The sequence below is a fragment of the Fibrobacter sp. genome, from assembly GCA_012523595.1.
Taxonomy (GTDB): Bacteria; Fibrobacterota; Chitinivibrionia; order Chitinivibrionales; family Chitinispirillaceae; genus JAAYIG01.
Map to the genome: position 1 here is coordinate 1 of JAAYIG010000090.1, position 17,671 is coordinate 17,671.

The 17,671-nt window shown below is 43.2% G+C and carries 14 protein-coding genes and 2 tRNA genes; 5 read left to right on the forward strand and 11 right to left on the reverse strand.

Translation table 11 applies throughout. The features are described 5' to 3' along the window. Positions 1-96: 96 nt before the first annotated feature. Positions 97-384: a winged helix-turn-helix transcriptional regulator gene (locus GX089_05510; GenBank protein ID NLP01930.1), complete on the forward strand. Its 288-nt coding sequence runs from the start codon at positions 97-99 to the stop codon at positions 382-384. Positions 385-407: 23 nt separating this feature from the next. After that, positions 408-2,186 (forward strand): cell wall metabolism sensor histidine kinase WalK, encoded by a 1,779-nt coding sequence (locus GX089_05515; protein ID NLP01931.1) that lies wholly within the window; start codon positions 408-410, stop codon positions 2,184-2,186. A 434-nt stretch (positions 2,187-2,620) separates the two neighbouring features. On the opposite strand, the gene GX089_05520 is transcribed toward GX089_05515, so the two are convergent. Beyond that, entirely contained in the window at positions 2,621-2,881 is a 261-nt protein-coding gene (locus GX089_05520) for a hypothetical protein (GenBank protein ID NLP01932.1), read from the reverse strand. Positions 2,882-2,991: 110 nt separating this feature from the next. On the opposite strand from GX089_05520, the gene GX089_05525 reads away from it, so the two are divergent. Next, positions 2,992-3,594: a hypothetical protein gene (locus GX089_05525; protein NLP01933.1), complete on the forward strand. Its 603-nt coding sequence runs from the start codon at positions 2,992-2,994 to the stop codon at positions 3,592-3,594. 536 nt (positions 3,595-4,130) lie between these two features. On the opposite strand, the gene GX089_05530 is transcribed toward GX089_05525, so the two are convergent. From GX089_05530 to GX089_05565, 8 genes are all read right to left on the reverse strand, one after another. Beyond that, positions 4,131-4,203, reverse strand: a tRNA-Phe gene (locus GX089_05530). 47 nt (positions 4,204-4,250) lie between these two features. Then, entirely contained in the window at positions 4,251-4,658 is a 408-nt protein-coding gene (locus GX089_05535; GenBank protein ID NLP01934.1) for a hypothetical protein, read from the reverse strand. Next, entirely contained in the window at positions 4,636-6,021 is a 1,386-nt protein-coding gene (locus GX089_05540; protein NLP01935.1) for a peptidoglycan DD-metalloendopeptidase family protein, read from the reverse strand. Before GX089_05540 ends, GX089_05535 begins: the two co-directional genes overlap by 23 nt. 18 nt (positions 6,022-6,039) lie before the next feature. Beyond that, positions 6,040-7,761: a PEGA domain-containing protein gene (locus GX089_05545; protein NLP01936.1), complete on the reverse strand. Its 1,722-nt coding sequence runs from the start codon at positions 7,759-7,761 to the stop codon at positions 6,040-6,042. A 230-nt stretch (positions 7,762-7,991) separates the two neighbouring features. Then, positions 7,992-8,065 (reverse strand) — tRNA-Arg (locus GX089_05550). A gap of 379 nt (positions 8,066-8,444) precedes the next feature. Continuing rightward, positions 8,445-10,586: an ATP-dependent RecD-like DNA helicase gene (locus GX089_05555; GenBank protein NLP01937.1), complete on the reverse strand. Its 2,142-nt coding sequence runs from the start codon at positions 10,584-10,586 to the stop codon at positions 8,445-8,447. 173 nt (positions 10,587-10,759) lie between these two features. Further along, on the reverse strand, positions 10,760-10,855 hold the full coding sequence (locus GX089_05560) for an AURKAIP1/COX24 domain-containing protein (GenBank protein NLP01938.1): 96 nt from the start codon (positions 10,853-10,855) through the stop codon (positions 10,760-10,762). Positions 10,856-11,228: 373 nt separating this feature from the next. Further along, positions 11,229-12,029, reverse strand: a complete 801-nt coding sequence (locus GX089_05565; GenBank protein NLP01939.1) for a hypothetical protein — start codon at positions 12,027-12,029, stop codon at positions 11,229-11,231. Positions 12,030-13,227: 1,198 nt separating this feature from the next. On the opposite strand from GX089_05565, the gene GX089_05570 reads away from it, so the two are divergent. After that, positions 13,228-14,067, forward strand: coding sequence for an HAD family phosphatase (locus tag GX089_05570; protein NLP01940.1), 840 nt, complete (start codon positions 13,228-13,230; stop codon positions 14,065-14,067). On the opposite strand, the gene GX089_05575 is transcribed toward GX089_05570, so the two are convergent. Continuing rightward, complete coding sequence (locus GX089_05575) at positions 14,060-14,869, reverse strand: MBL fold metallo-hydrolase (GenBank protein NLP01941.1); 810 nt, start codon at positions 14,867-14,869, stop codon at positions 14,060-14,062. The two genes, GX089_05570 and GX089_05575, sit on opposite strands and share 8 nt — an antisense overlap. 151 nt (positions 14,870-15,020) lie before the next feature. Continuing rightward, positions 15,021-15,821, reverse strand: coding sequence for a hypothetical protein (locus GX089_05580; protein ID NLP01942.1), 801 nt, complete (start codon positions 15,819-15,821; stop codon positions 15,021-15,023). Between the two features lie 1,060 nt (positions 15,822-16,881). On the opposite strand from GX089_05580, the gene GX089_05585 reads away from it, so the two are divergent. Further along, on the forward strand, positions 16,882-17,671 hold a 790-nt coding region (locus GX089_05585), incomplete at its 3' end, for a hypothetical protein (protein NLP01943.1).

Consider the following 17,671-nt stretch of genomic DNA (forward strand, 5'->3'; position numbering starts at 1 on the left):
TGCGGACCGCCTCCCGTTTAAAGGAAGCATCATATTTCTTTCTTGTTTTCTTGGACATGAACACACCCTCCATGAATAAAAATATTTTGGTAATAGGTGTGTCCACCAATTCGGGTACAATTCAGTCGCCATGAGGTAATCTGCAGAGGTAATAAAGTAGAACTGACCCATATGGAATTTCAGGTATTACAACTTTTAGCCAGCCATCCGGGCTGGGTTTTTACTCGCAACAGAATTATTGATAGTGTGAGAAATGATAATTACCCGGTAACCGACAGATCAGTTGATGTAGTGATAGTTGGGTTACGCCGTAAACTGGGAGATACGGGATCACTAATTGAAACTGTTCGCGGTGTGGGATATCGATTCGCTGAAACTGAGTAAGTACTGTGTTTGAAGGGTGATTGATGAAAATCACTAAAATGACTTGGCAGCTTTTTATTGTGTGTCTGGGAATTACTTTGTTTTCACTTGTAACAGTTACAATCTATGCTTCTGAGGTTTATAAAAAATTTTACTATAGAAACCTTACAAAGGAATCTGTTATAAAGAGTTCTTTAATAAAGTCTCTTTTAATTCCAGTGTTGTCAAGTCAAGATTCAAAAGATCAGGTTGATTCATTAAGTAAGGTAATTGGAGAATCCATTCAAGCCAGAATAACTGTCATAAATAAATATGGAATTGTATTGGGAGATACAGAAAAAGATCCACGCGATATGGAAAACCATGCTCATCGACCTGAGTTCTCTCGAGCTTTGAAAGGCGAGATTGGGGTAGAGGAACGCTTTAGCACAACGCTTGGTTTTTCCATGCTCTATATAGCAGTCCCTATAATAGAAAATGGCCAGGTAAAAGGGGCTTTGCGTCTTGCCGAATCATTAAAGGATATAATTAGTCATACTCGACTTTTTTACATGCATATGGTAATTGCATCCGGGTTTGCGCTTATTCTTATCGGTATTGCTAGCCTTTCTATAGCACGGGCGTTGAGCAAACCTATCAGAGAGATGAAAACCGGCGCAGAAAGAATTGCTAATGGAGATCTAGATTTTAAATTACGAATTCCCGATGGTGAGGAAACACGTGGTTTAGCATTGGCTCTCAATGCCATGGCCAAATCATTGGGCGACCGAATAAAAACGATTACCAGTCAAAGAAATGAATTGGACGCTATCTTAACTGGGATGTCTGAAGGTGTTCTGGCAATAGATACAAATGAACGAATAATCACCATTAATCCGGCTGCTGCAGAATTTCTGGGAATATCGGTTGAGAATGCGGAAGGAATGTGGATTCATGATATCGTTCGCAATAGTGCTCTACAACATTTTTTGCAAGAGACCTTAACAAGTGAATTAATGATTGAAACCAGTTTCATTCTTCCCAGTCCATCTGGTGAACGTCATATTCATGCTAGAGGAAAAAATTTAAATCAATTTAAATCAAATGCAGACCGGGCTATACTTGTTCTACATGATATAACCAGATTAAAAAAACTGGAAATCATGAGAAAAGAGTTTGTTGCAAATGTATCTCATGAGTTGCGTACACCACTGACTTCGGTGAAAGGATTTGTTGAATCTATCCGTCATGGAGGGTATGATTTGCCTGAAGATGTTTCTAAGTTTTTGGGAATTATTTCTGCCAAAACTGATCGGCTTTGTTCTATGGTCGATGATATACTCTCACTTTCCGCTATTGAGCGGGAATATGAACAACGGGATGTTCATATTGCGCCAACCAGGATAAAAACCGTTCTTGATGATGCAATTAATACATGCTTGGCAAAAGCGGAACTCAAAAGTATAGCAATAAAAACTACCTGCGATGAGACGATTGAGGTAAAAACCAATGCAGATCTACTTGAGCAAGCCCTTTTAAATTTAATTGATAATGCAATAAAATATAGTCCCGAGGGAAAAGCAGTTTTAGTAAATGCAGAGAAAAAAGATGGTAGAGTTCAAATATCTGTAAGTGATGAGGGAATAGGGATCCCTTCAGAACACCTTCATAGAGTCTTTGAGCGATTCTATCGTGTAGATAAAGCAAGGAGCCGAAAAGTAGGGGGGACCGGACTTGGATTAGCTATTGTGAAAAATATCTGCTTATTAATTAATGCAAAAGTCACAGTTGAAAGTTTAGTCGGAAAAGGAAGCACCTTCCGGATAGAACTAAGTAGTACCTAAATCGGATGATATATTGACATAAAAAAAACACCTTTTGATGCGTTTAATACCGTAAATTATAGTGACGAAACTTACAACAACTGAAATTAAACAAACACTCAAAAGGTGATAAGATGAAGATAGATTCTGACAGAAATGAAAACGGTGAATGTGCCCGCCAATTTATGGCATTATCCCCGTACCCATTTGCCCAGATAAGAATTGGATGTAAATACCCGCTTGTTGCAAGATTCTTTGGACGATACATGTTGAAACGCTGCTGATTGTTCCCGTAGACCGGGTCTGGAACAACTCCCGCCAGGGGCCCCACATCCTTGTCGGCTTCGACCTCGAACGGACCCGCTGCAGCGGGATTTGCCGTAGGCCACGGCTTAGATGGTGTGGGAATTGAATCGAGAGTGATATTTTGTTGCGGATTAATCAGCTCTGTAATCTCAGGTCTTTTCCTTGAAACCTGTTGCCGTGACCTTAATGGTATCAATAACATCCGCCGCTTTCAGACTTACGTTTCTTGAAATTGTCTTTTTACCATCAAGAGGAGCCGATGCGTAATGCTCTCCAAATGTCATGTAACGAAACGATGTTTCTGTGTTGCCGATTGCGGCCCTGACAACAAGAACTTTTACGGATTGAAAACTTGTTGAGATATCGAACCGGTATGTTCCTGCAGCCGCGTTCCTGTTTACTTCCTTCATAAGAAGGTTTCCCTTCAAAAATGGCAGAATAAATTAAAAGTCATCCATGCTACAAGCCTGATGGCAGTGTTTTTGATGTCCAATATTTAACTACGGGGGGAAAGCAGAGCATGTGGCCTTTTTGCCCAAGAGAGGATAAGGGAAAACCAAACGGACTTTTTGCGGAAATTTACCGGTTCGATAAAAATTCCAGGTCGTTTATTATCGAAATTGCCCTGGACCGCTATGAGGATATTTTCAGTGAGTGGGATCCTGCCCCCTTTAAACTGCGCGACATAGATCCGGATCTGGAGCTTTATCTTGAAGGAAGCTCTGATGACATCCCATTCAAATACCCCGTTGCACTGAGTTTCACTATCCCAAAGGGAAGCAGAAATGAAAACATAGAGGAACAGGCTCGAAACGGGTTGAAAAACGGATTCACCTTTAAACGCTATTTTCTGCGTAATGAGATAAAATCCAAAAATAAACAGACAATAATCTTTAGTATCATTGGTTTTGCATTTCTCTGGGTAGCCACCATTTTCCCTGAAAAACTCCGGGAATCTCCATTTCCATCGATTATCGTAGAGGGGCTCTTTATCGGGGGGTGGGTCTTTCTATGGGAGGCAATCACCCTGATAATCTTCACCACTCGCGGCCTTCTACACCGCAACCGGATCTATAAACGCCTGCTTTCCTCTCCGATCCAATTCAGAGAAAAGATTGAATAACAGAAACACTTCACCGGATAAAAATACCCGACAACCCATTGTTACGACAAGAAATGTCACGAAAATCAAATAATTTAGTGCTTATCGGGCATGTATTACTATATTTATTGATGTTTTTTAACTTTCAGAATAGCACCCATGAATAACAACCTTTATCAGTTACTCCCGGAAAATTTGCACTCAGACTGATTTCCGGTGTAGAACATTTTGTCAAAGGTCCTCTTTCTGAAGAGGAGAAATCTCTTCTCGAGAGTTTCAGGAAAGAGGCTCAAAATGTAAAAAGCAGGAAAGATCTGATCCGGTTTGAACAGGAAATGACTTTACAATTCAGATGTAAACCGTCTTTAGGATCTGCCCTTGAAAAGTGGTTAAAAAGAGAGAATAGAGTATGCAAAGCTGTTGAAAAAGCATTGGATGAAGTTTCTGAAAGCCTTGATGGTCTAGCAACACGAATTAAGCAGATCAGATGACATGAATCGATCTTTACAAAACAAAAAAGCCCCGGATCAAAAAACCCGAGGCTCTCTATCTGCAAATGCCGCCTCGCAGAATCGAACTGCGGACACAGGGATTTTCAGTCCCTTGCTCTACCGACTGAGCTAAAGCGGCACTAATCTCAAAATGACATCAAAAAATAGTTGTTTCTCCCCACAGCATCAAGCACCTTTTATTCTTTTTATAAATTCAAGCTCGATCTTAAAACAATCCTTATCCTTGAAATACTCTCCAAAATCCACAACACCAAAAAAATCCTCCTCCCGGTCCTCCGGTGTCTTGCTCATTATACCCGCACCAATCATGTTATAAACAATATGCCCGAAATCATCACTTACCTTTATACCCCAATGATTTAATACATCGGGTGCCAGAAGACCGAACTGCTTATGAGCGAATTTCAGAAGACCAACAGAAAACTCCTGCCCGCTAACATGACGCTTCTCGCCTATGCTGGTCAGGTAAAAATCCAGCCCACTGAGAACAAATTCATAAGCATTAATCGGATAACGCGGATCCCTCTCCATTATCTCTTTCCTGATCCTGTCAAGAATCTGTGGCGCCGCCATCTCCCCTGCTTTCTGACACCCGATTCACCAGATTTACCTCTGGCTCCTCTGATACCGGTGTCTCAACATCCAATATGTGTAAGCCAAGCCTGCCTGGAAAACGTAGATTCAACATCACAGAAAAAGACTGCTTCAGCCCTTTAAACTCCTCCAGACGCGCAGTCTCAACACTGCTGTTCGAGGGCATGATTATCGTGGATGGGTTGACAAAAGAACCGTGCCTCTTCATGCGGTAATCAAGATGCGGACCAGTGGAAAGGCCCGTCGATCCCACCGTACCAATCATCTCTCCCTGCCTGACCCGATTCCCGGTCCTGGCACTCGATGCTATCCTGTGAAGATGTCCGTAATATGTTTCATATACACCCCCATGAGACAGTATTACCATATTTCCATAATCGCCTTTTCGACCTGAAAAAACCACTCGCCCATCCGCAGCCGCATATACCGGTGTGCCTGTGGGAGCTGCGTAATCTATCCCAAGATGCGGACGATAGTACCCCAGGATAGGATGCTTCCTCTTATGAGTAAATCCCGAGGAGATCCGGGAATAACTGAGCGGCGCCTTTAAAAACTGCTTCTGTACCGATTTCCCGCTCCCATCATAATACCTCACCCGTCCATCACTGTCTCTCAAACCATATGCAAGAAATTCTTTCTGACCGCTCGAATAACGAGCCGCCAGTATATCCCCGTAACCGATAAACCGGCCTTCCGCAAACTTCTTCTCAAAGAGAATCTGAAAGGTGTCCCCTTTACGAGGATCAAGAAAAAAGTTGATATCCCAGGCAAATATGTCGGCAAACCTGGCCGTTATAGCATCACTGGCGCCCAATTGATATATCTGCTCAGATAGAGAGGTCTCAAGAACACCATTCAAAAGACAGATATGGGTCGATACTGCAAGTGAGCTCCTCTCTGCTCTTATGGATGAATCACTGCAGGTGACCTGATACCTGTACTTGGACCTGCTGAGGAGCTCCAGACTCTTCAATTCCCCAGTGGAATCTTTTCCTATTACAAGAGAATCCCCCGGATAAAGAGCCGGTAAACCCAGCGGCTTAAGTGAAAGGAAAACCTCGTTTGCCCCTCTGCCCGATATTTCAAACTGGTTCAGGATACCGTAAAAGGTATCCCCCGTTTTTACAACGTAAGGTAATTTACTGATACTCTGAGTAAGTGGCTTCTCAACCGGTTTCTCAAACTGACTGGTGTCTATCTGAGTAACAGTCGACTCAGGCACAGTTCCCTTACCCCCCCTGCCTTTGAACATCTTCCAGCAGAGAGCGACCAGGAACACAAAAAGGAAAAACCGGATAAGCGGAATTTTCCGCTTCCGGTTATACTTTCTACTAACCTGCATTTCTGATTGCCGCTTTTATCAGGGCAGTCGAACCATCTGTGACGGGTTCTTACCAGCCTTCAGGGTAACCGATTTAGTCATCTCTTTGGCACCCTTGACAAACCTTAGAGTGTGTGTGCCCGCAGGAAGTGAAATCTCGGCAACATTGGTCTTGCCTACCAGTTTCCCATCGAGATACACATCAGCCACTGGAGGTATTGATGCAATAAAGATCGATGCGTTTCCACCACCTCCGGATGGTGCTGCGGCGGCGGCAGGTACCGGTGTTTTTGGCGGCGCTGCCGGCTCCGGATCCGGCAAACTGAAATCATCCTCTTCCGGTGCAGGAGGTGGCGGAGGTGGAGGTGCCACTTTCTTCGGCTCAGCCTTGACAACCGGTGCAGGAGGTGGAGGTACTGATGCCTCTTTTTTCAGAGTAAAAGATTCTTTTACTGATCCGCCTGTAAACTCTATTGTTTTTGTAGATTCCAGGTAACCGGCTTTAGATAAGCTGATATTAATCTGCCCGAAAACCGGCTTTGTCCAGGTAAATGGTGTAGTTCCAAGCGACTGCCCGTTGATTTTCACCGAGGCGCCTGTAGGATTGGAAGTGATTGCAATCTGATTTACAGTAGGCGTTGATGCCGCGGGCTTTGGTGCAGCCGGAGCTGGACGAGGTCTGGATTTGGCAACCGCTCTACGCGGAGCAGGTTTTTTTTCCTCTGCAGGCGGTGCCTTTACCGGCTCAGGTGCTGGTGGTTCTTCGGACTTCTTCTCCTCTGCAACAGACTCGGATGGCGGAGTCACTTCGGAAACCGCAGGTGCAGGAGGAGGAGTAACCGGTGCCACTTTTTCAGGCGCGGTTACCGGAGTCTGTGGTTTCTTGCTCAGTTTTGAATATCCAAAAAAGACCCCTGCTCCACCAATAGCTAACACTAAAACTACAAGTATCAGCATTGGTAGTGGAGATTTTTTCTTATTTTCATCATCAAAATCATCACTGGTATCAAAATCTTCTTCTATTACCTTCCTGGGCTTTTTCTTTGATGGAATCTCAAATTCATCAAAATCCTTTTCATCGGAAATGAAAGGCTCCGGTTTTGGCTGCACTGGTTTGGAAGGAGGCACTGGAGCAGTTGCAAACCGCTGTGTTTCCGGCCGCATTGTAGAGAAATCGGGTTCCCTGGAAGGTTCCGGCGGGGTAAAAGAACGCTGTGGCGATTTTTGCGCTGGTTCGAAAACCGGTGATTGAGGCTTGGGAGGCACAGGCGGCTTCTGCGGAGGAGGCGCAAACTGATGGCTCTGAAACTGAGGCGGCGCCCCAAAGCCGGTCTGAGGTTTTGGCGGAGCAAACTGCGGCATCGATGGCCTTGCGAATTTCTCCTGAGGCGGAGCCATGAACTGCGATTCCTGGGCAGGCTCCTCCTGTGATGGAGGTGCAGGTCTGAATGCCTGCGGCTTCTGCACAGCCTCTTCCTGATGCGAGGTTTCCTGGGCACCAAAAACAGATCCGATCTCAGATCTCAGCTGATCGAATTCCGATTCGGGAACTGCTTCAGCAATATTCTGAATGTCTCCCACCTTGATGCTGGAGGTCTGAAGGATTATGTCCTCAGAAGTCTTCATCAGTTCTGTCTCAGTCTCGAAAATGCGCAGTATATTATGAATACCGGCACGCTTAAGTATCTGCAGGACCTCGGGTTGTGGACTCAGAAGCGACAGCCGCCCACTGACATCAAGGATCCTCCTGTTCAATGCCATTAACGCATTAATCGTGTCGGAATAGATGTAATCCAGTGGAGAGAGGTCCAGTGCGAAGTTCCGCTTTCCCGATGCGATGTAGCTGTTGACAGCATCTTTGAGGAGATTCGAGTCGAATACCTCTGCTTCATCAATCTCGGGCTGAATGATATCAAAAAGCCCCAGGGTTTTTAGACGGAAGTTAATAATAACCTCCTTTGTAAGTGTTTTCTCGTTTAAGTTTGCTCAACTACGCCAGGCAGGATTCGAACCTGCGGCCTTCGGCTCCGGAGGCCGACGCTCTATCCAACTGAGCTACTGGCGCCCATTCGATATCAAATATAAAAACAAGCGTATATCGCTTTCAATACCAAAAACAGCGCTCTCGCTCGTGGAAATCCCCACCTGTTACTTTTTTACCAGAGGAAATTAAAATCTCAGGATGAGAATATCTCTGTAAAAAATCATGTCTGGTCTAAATGTAATATAACTATTAGCAAATTTTCATGCATATAAAATATAGTATTTAGATTTACTAAAAAAATTAATTAGTGGAATTGGGTAGAAAACCCCTGAATCTCCCGACAGGAAACTTTCAGATAATGCATACCTGTTAGTTTTGTTTAAACAATTATCTTTTGTTTCCATTATCTTTCTTCTCTATACATCTTCACATGAGACTCTCTTATTCTCACCTGTTATCATCATCCAATCAACCTCATCCTCAAACTCGAATTTCTCATCAAAGCCTTATTATTGTTCACCGCTATGGATAAAGCCCTCGGAGTTCCCACAAAGACACATAACTGCCTTGCCCTGGTAAGGGCGGTATAAATCAGATTCCTCTGTAACATCACAAAATGCTGCGTTGACACAGGAATAACAACCGCTTTGAACTCACAACCCTGACTCTTATGAATACTTATACAGTACGCAGGCATCAGCTCATCGATATCCCTGCTGCTGTAATTCACCATACTGCCATCAATGTCAACCTGAAGTTCCGAATCTTCGGTGATTGCAACTATGGTCCCTATATCACCGTTAAACACACCAAGATCATAATTGTTCCTGACCTGCATCACCTTGTCACCAACCGAAAACCTGTACTGCCCCCGGCTGATAAATCGAGACGTCCTGTTAAGCTCCTTCTGAAGCGCCGCGTTGAGACTTTCTGTTCCAAGGATCCCCTTATGCATTGGAGAGAGCACCTGAATATCTGTCACAGGATTATACCCGTACCTCGCAGGAAGCCTGCGGCTGACAAGATCCACTATGGTCTCCAGCGCAGCCTCAGGGTCGCTTTGATTCATGAAAAAACAGTTGTCCTGTTTTGAATTTGTAAATGCAGGGGCTTTACCCCTGATAATCTCGTGCGCAGCAGTCACTATCCTGCTTGCCGCAGCCTGCCTGAAAACAGTTTTCAGGCAGACATGAGGAATCACACTGCTCTCAAGCAGATCACCCAGCACATTTCCTGCGCCCACCGACGGGAGCTGGTTGTTGTCTCCAACAAGAAGCAACTGTGTCTGGGGCCTGAGCGCGGCGAGAAATTGACGCATCAGAAGCACATCGATCATCGAAACTTCGTCAAGTATAACCACATCAGCGTCAAGCGGGTTTTCCTCGTTTCGCCCGAACCGATACCCCTCCGCCCCGGGTTTAAACTCCAGCAGCCTGTGAATTGTCCCGGCCTTTATCCCGGCCACACTTCCCATCTTCTGCGCCGCCCGACCGGTTGGCGCCGCCAGCACCACCTTGCGATTATGCTCGAGATAAAAAGAGACCAGGACCTGAAGAATTGTAGTTTTACCTGTCCCCGGCCCGCCTGTAAGCAGAAACAGCGGACTGCAGGCAGCCTTCCTGATCCCCTCTGTCTGAAGATCATCAGCACGCCAGTCGTTTTTTCGGTTGTACTCCTCAAGCCATCTTCCGGTCGATTCGTATGTAAAGGAGAGCATGTTTGCGGAACGCAGCTTCTTCAGTATCGCTTCTGCAATGTACTTTTCGGCGTAATAGTAAAGAGGAAGATATACCTTGTCGTTTTCCCTTATGAGCAGCTTTATATCAACAGCATGATCGAGCGAATATGTGACCTTTTCTTCCGCTGCTTCCAGAATCTCTGAAGCCCTTGACACAAGCTCAGCCGCGGGGAGAAAAGTGTTGCCATCCGATGATGCCTCCTGGATTACAAAGATCAAACCCGCACGTATTCTTTTATAGGAATCATGCGCAAACCCCATCTTCTGAGCAATCTGATCCGCCTTTTTAAACCCTACACCCCAGATATCCTCTACCAGGCAGTATGGATTCTCACTAATCTTCTGTCCCGCCTGTTCTCCATAGGCCTTGAATATTTTTATGACCATGTTTACAGACACATCATACTCTCTTAAGAACATCATGAGATCGCGCAGGTGCTTCTGACGGTCCCAGCCCTCCTTTATTCTCAGATATGTCTTCTTTCCTATCCCGGGGACCTCCATGAGTCTCTCCGGTTCCCGGTCCAGGATATCAAGGGTCTCCAGACCAAAACAACCTATTATCGCTTTTGAACGAACCGGACCGATATTTGTGAAAAGACCCGACCCCAGAAGAGCTCCGATTCCCTCCAGTGTCGTTGGCCTCATCAGTTGATAGGTCTTTACATTGAACTGTTTTCCGAATTTCCGATGCGACTCCCACTCACCCTCTACCTGGATCGATTCACCCGGAGCTACTGTGGGCATTACTCCCACACATGTATAAAGAATCGGGGAAGACTCTGTCTGAAGCTGCACTACTGTAAAACCGCTGTCCTCGTTCTGAAATGTAATACCGTTCACTATCCCGGTTAATGTAACCATGGCTATCCTCAGAAAAAAGTGCTGCTAATATATATGGAATATACAGAATGGAGCTTCCAATAAACGAATTGGAAATCCGGTACAGGGCAGAAAAAAGGGGGTGATAATCCACCCCCGGTATGCTCAAAGCAAATAAGCTGATCCGATAGTCAAAACCCGGAAAAACGGGAAAACTACCTGTTTCTCTTCTTGTGCCTGTTAAGGCGACGGGCTTTCTTCCGCTTATGCTTGTTTATCTTCGCTTTTCTCTTCTTTTTTACACTCGCCATCCGAATAATTCCTTTCAAAAAGGTATTTTCCGCTAAACGGTGTATAAATATGAATCCTGCTCCTTATTAACGTCAAGTTTTCCCTCTAAAAATCGAATGTACTGAAATATTTGTGCAACCCGGTTCTCTTTCTTAATCGTACCCATGCTCAACGTCAGCGGTGCTTGTAATGTCCTGATTTTTCTTTCTCTTAAGATTAAAGTAATCACGATTACAGAGCGCAAAAGGGGAAACGCTTCGCGTTTTCTCTTGCTCTTGCTAAGCGCCAGCTGTGCTCGTAATCGTCCTGAGGAAAAACAATTAGATTACGAGCACGAGAAGAGTACCTGCCTACACACAATATTCTTTAAAAACAGGAAAATCGCTGTAAATACTACGTCCCGATAAAGAATTTCAGCAGAGAAGAAATCATCCCATCCATATTCGTGGGAAAACCAGGTTCTTCACAGTAAACCTGAAGGATTTCAAGAATGGTTAACAGGTCAGAACGGCTCATGAGCAGTTTTTCTTTGTCCACCAGATCCGCAAGCACCTCCTCGATGCAGTCATAATAGAAAAGAAGCCTCTGCTGGTCCTGCTCTATCTGATCAGCTTCTTTAAGAAGCCTGTTACCATAAGTGACAATAACCTTCTTCTCCTCATCTGTAAGCACTACCTCTATTTTTTCTTTAGCCTGCTTTTCAGTGATATGTACATCTGAAAAACTGAATGCCTTGAGCCTCTCCCTTGCACCTTTGTATTTCAATATATACCGTCCATTTGACTTCTCGAAGTGCTCCTCAATAAGCTTTTCAGCCTTCTTCAGTTTACTCTTGTGGACATGGATGGCAAAACGCACGGTCGCCTCACTCTCGAGCGGAAGCGTATCTGATGCCATGTTATGAACATAGAAAAGGATCTCATTATCTCTCAGCATGGCTACTGCAAGAAGTAAATCGGTATGGGAAAAAGAATGATCCAACTCCTCAAAATCATCACTGTCAAGCTCCAGCGTATTTTTCTTTTTTTCCGTCTGGGGCGATTTCTTTATTTCAATATCACCCAGTTTACGTCTCCCAATCTCTTCAGCAAGCACTTTCAGCGCTTCCTCGGTATACTCCTCCGCGTGATTCCTGTACTGGTCCAGAAGATATTCATCACTGAACTCCAATACCGATTCCAGCAATTGTTCCATCCTGTCTCCTTTCAGACCTTGATTTATTTGATTAAATGATTTCCTGATCTCGCAGAAGTACTGAACTAGACATCAATATGTTTAATACATTTCATTCATTATAACATAACTGTAATTTTTTGATAATCTTTTCCGATATAGAATAGAAATATACTTAAAACTCATTTATCTGAATTCATGATTCAGGAATCCTCCGTGCCCACCCCGTTTTAAAAACACCCTTTCATCGAATGGAGTAATAGTCTGTACCATACCTTCAGATCATTTGGTCAGGAGTGTTCTAAGGTACAGATGATGTAGAATCGAATCAGACTCGCCTGGGAAGTGCTCTGGGGGTGTGAATATAATAAGGTAATAAGGTTTTTTCTGTACATTTGTTTAACTCTGTTACTACTAAGGTCAGGCCAGACTGATACCAAGGTTTAGAGGAAAAAACATGTTCAAGGCAGGGATAGTACTTTCTGTGAAATAGAGTGCGTTCACTGTGTTTGGAGCTTAAACGGCATAATCGATCCAAAAATTGGACAGATGCTTACGTCCTGTTCATTATTCTGTCCGTTTAATGATGTGGATGTGTGTTTTTTTATGTCTAGATTATGACAGAGGGCCGTGTCCTGTTAGCCTTCTCAAAGCCCTGGTGCTGTTTTGCAGGAAACAAATTTTCGAGGTCACCATTTCACCTTCGGGGTGAAAAAATGACTTAACTGAATAAAAATTGCCCCTGCTAAGTAAAAAATTCACCCCAGAGGTAACTTAAGGACTTTACAGCCCTCATCCCGGAAAATTTCCGTTTCCTGATGTCCCCACTAATAATAAAAAACAACAATTAATCTAACCCGGCCACGCCTGTACCTTTTCCTGATCTGATAAACTTCGCTATTGATAACCAGCCCTGTATTTTTCATTCAATTTTCCCAACCATATTGCAGAGATGTACTGGCAGCTGAAATGTCTGATTATCTCCCCTCATCCGTTCTTAAATCACTTATCATTGAATTTAAAATCACAGTTCAGAACTAATCACCAATGAATTATCTTTCCAGATTACCTGAAAAACTTTCCTGGGAAAAACAACTGTGTGTTGAATAAATTATTTCACCATTTCATTCGAAATCGATGGCAACGGTTTTTCCCGGAAAAATGACGAATACCTCTTCCCGGTTCACCGACCGGGTTTTTAATAGAAAGCTTACAAAAAATGAGTATCAAAAAGCCCTCATACCTCTTCGCATTCGATCTTGACGGAACGCTTCTTGACTCCGGTAAAAAGATCTCCCCTGCAAACCGTAAAGCACTCCAGGAGATATCAGACCTTGGTGCGGTTGTGGCATTCTCATCTGGACGGCTAGGGGGAAGTATAGAAAAGGTTGTGGAAACCATTGACCTCGATGTAGCAGTGCTTACCCTCAACGGCGCTGAAGTGTACACGGATCGTTCACACGGCTCAAAGCTCATTTATCACGCTCCCCTCTCACCCCTTAACGCAGATTATCTTCTTGATTATTTCAAGGCTGATACTTTTAACCTCAACTACTATGTCGGAGGAAAACTCTACTCTGTTTCCACTCCACAGACCCGTCCCTGGATCGATCTTTACTATCAGCAAACCTCAACAGCCTGCAATTTTCTCGATTCGTTCGACTCCTTCCGCGGCAAAAGCCCGTCTAAAATCATTTTTGTAGGTGAAAAAGCAGAAATGGACAAACAAGAATCATTCTTCCGGTCACTGTGGAAAGATGACATTTACATCTGCAGAACATGGGATTACTACCTCGAATTTCTCAATCCTCGCGCAAACAAAGGTGACGGGCTCACTGCTCTCGCTGAATCCTACGGCCTGGGAATCAATGATGTCATCGCGTTCGGGGATGCATCAAACGACATTCCCATGCTTAAAAGCGCCGGACTGGGTATCGCGGTAGGAAATGCATCCGATGAGGTAAAGGCAGCAGCCGGAAAAGTTTCTGAGTGGACAAATGATCAGGATGCGGTCGCGAGAGAATGGGAAATTCTAAAAAAAAGCCTTTTTTTCAGTTGATCTCAAATACCGGCGTTGCAGCCTGTCTCTGAGCCACATGCAGTGATGTGGAAATGTCTTCTTTGTCAAGCAGAGTACTGACTGTCCTGACCGCCAGTTCAGGAGTGTTATGATCGCGGCTCAGATGGCACAATACTACCATTTCCGGTGTTCTCGATGAGCTGCGAATTGTCCTCACAAGCGCATCAGCCGCCTGATAGTTCGAAAGATGTCCCTGCTCTCCTGTTACCCTCTTTTTATGCAGGTAGGGACGGTTGGGGTTTTTCCATAAAAGATCGGGATCATGATTAGACTCTATCACTATTGCACGGGAATCCCTGAAATAAGGGATCAGTGTGTCTGGAAAATGACCCAGATCCGATGCATAAGCCAGATATTTCTCTTTCGCTCCGTCCGGACTGATATTGAACCCCGATGTCACATTATCTGCATCGTGCGAAATCTCAAAAGGCTGCAGCAGAAAAGAACCGATTTTTAATTTTTTATCAGAATAACATCCCAGAGATAATTGCTTTAAGTGCTCTTTTCTGAAAGATGCCTGAAGGATCGGAAGATTTCTCTCGTGTACCCACAGGGAGATGTTGTTTTTCAGGCAGACCCGAAGTGTTGAATAATTGAAGTGATCCGAATGAAGATGCGTGATTACGATTGCATCGAGATCCTGAGGTTCAGTACCAGCTTCTTTCAGCACCTCCCCTATCCTCTTCTGACTCATCCCTGCATCGATAAGTATCCTGCAGTCACCCTCAGTAATTAAAGTACAATTTCCACTCGACCCGCTTCGGAGAACACTGAATTTCACGATTTTTCCTGCTTCGTATACCTGAAATAAGGGAAAAAAGAAAATCTACTTTGCGCCTCCTTATACTACAACGATTGCATTTCACCATCCCTCATCGTGCTCATGCTCAGCGAAAGCGGTGCTCGTAAAACAAAAACGGGAAATTATTTCTTTAGTTTATCCAGTAAGTAAAATTAACCGACAAGCACAGATGATTACAAAAGAAACCAAGGGGTTTGCTCCACCATCCCTGATACTCATTGTTTAGCATCCTGACAATATCAAACCCCATGGTCAATCCCATTTTATCTTCATTTTTTTTACCATTCGATACTACAAAACCTGCATAAGAAAAGTTTTTCGCCATATAGATAATTTCCACCTTTGTCATCCTGTACTTTGCTCCGAAGAGCTTCTTTACATCACCTTCCAATGATTTACTGATAAGACCAACATAGTCTCTTACCCCTAAGCGCACATAGAGTGGAAATCCCGGATATTTCTGTTTTATTGAACTGTAAACAACTCCTGAGAGATTCGCGAGCTGATCTCTGATGGAAAAACCGGAACTTCCCATTCCATCAAGACACTCCATCCAGGTCCAGAAAAGCAGGGTCATTATTGCTGATGTAAAAAGAGGATCATCCATGCCGAAATAGTTTTCCAGCACAGAGTAGTTAAGCTGTGCAGTCGATGCTGCACCAACAAAATGCCAGAGTTCATCCTGATGATATGGTTCGTTTTCCGACAGGTTTTTTAAGGGATTTCCCCACCGTGGGGGTTTCCCCCAGTTAAGGTATCGATCTATCACCGGAATACCTATAAACTCCAACCCGAAAATTCCCGCACCTGTCAAATAACCGAGGCCTCTTTCCAGACTTTCAGTTTTTGGCATTTCCCTTTCCGCTTCCACGCCGGTTCCATGCGCCTGCATTACAAGCAGCCCCAGAACCAGGAGAACTGCTCCTGTCATCTATCCTCCAGGGATTGTAACTGCTGCGCCGGCGGGCAATTGTCAGTATATGTTGGTCTTTTAGAGGCTCTCTATTAGGTGTACAATCAAATTGTGTTCCTGTTTTTTTCGCCTTTGCGAGGCACTACGGCGAAACAGGTCAGCCTCTTGAGGTACGAGGATACGAGGGCTACGAGGGTATGACATCACGACAACACGAGTTTACGACAATAAGAGGGTACGACAGTACGACTACACGAGAGTACACACCCGATCCAACCTGCATTTTTTAGTGATCTTTTATCATTTACAATTACGAGCACAAGTGTGAGATGGAAATCCGGTATATAATAATCGTTTCTTCTTCCACCAGTAAAAATTAAGAAGCCAGAATAACTTACCCAACTTGTAACAGTTTCACGATAAGCACTACTATGTCGATACAGAGGAGGTGATGAAAGGCCTACTTAAATCTCCCGGTACATAAACTGCCAGGTGTTTCAAACACACAAATAATACCTTCCAACCCCGGGAAAAGAAGACAGAAATGTGATGATGCTGCACATTCTCTATTATCTAATTCCAAGCACCTTTAACCGTTTTTCACTCCAAAGATATCTCCCCGGGAAATCAATTAAACGTCCTGATACCTTTCTTATTCTTTAAAAACTGAAGAATCTTAACAGATTCCACCAGAATTACTGTATTTCCTGAAAAGCAACATCATTTTTATTAAAAATTGACATCCCGTATCAGAATTATTTTATTTTTGTCTTTTCACCCTTGAGCAGAAAATTTTCTATCCTGAAGATAAATTATTAAAATTTTTGTATATATTTACTTTTTCACTCAATAAAACGTTGATGATCGCAATTTACAAAAGACCGAAAGATGGAAAATCATACCACGCATAAATTTACCGGTAAGATCTCCACTTTTATTGATTACCATAAAGAAAACTTTGATTATTTCTTAATAAACCGATGAACACGTGAAAAGCGTTTTCACTGAGAGGTGGTAATTATTCAGTGTTAAAGTAGCCTTCCTGAATTCTTTATTACATAAAGTAAATGGAGAAATAATGCAAAAGGATACCAAATTGAAGCATAATACAGGAACGGATTTATTCCTGAATCGGCTGCATGTTTCAAATTCTCCCAATTCCTGTGAGATTTCTCTTTTTTCTCTGATTTTTATTCTCTGGAAAAACAAATTCATTATTGCAGGATGTACTTTTTTTACCACAGTTTTGGGTATAATTTACGCTCTTCTGGCTGCAGAATTTTTTTCCTCAAATACAATTTTTATTCTTAAGACGAAAGGAAGCAGTGGAGGAAACATCAATCAATTGGCAGCAATTTCAGGAAAAAATGTGACTTTTAACAATAATGTCGATCCTTCTGATTACCTCGATAAGATTTTACAGGATAAAGATTATATTTCCAAATTGTATGAAAAAAAATGGTTCTTTAAGGGTGACTCTTTACCACTTGAGCAGATATATAAAATTGTTCCAGATACTTCAATACAGAACTGGGAATATGTTTATTTCATGAAAAAAATCGAGACCATAAGAAAAGGCAAAGTATTATCTATAAGGAAAGATCCAAAAACAAATATTCTTACTTTATCTTCCAATGCTCCCGATCCACAGCTTTCTTATGCTTTAAACCTCTTTACAATAAACTACATAAGTAATTACATTCGCAATTCCATTAAAACTCAGGCTAAAGAGAAAAGATTATTTATCGAAGAGCGAATAAAAGAATCCAGAGAGGAACTTACAAAAGCAGAAAATGCACTGGCAAAATTTAAAGAAAGAAATTTTGCCAGTACCGCACCAAAAGTAGCACTTGAAGAAGAAAGATTAA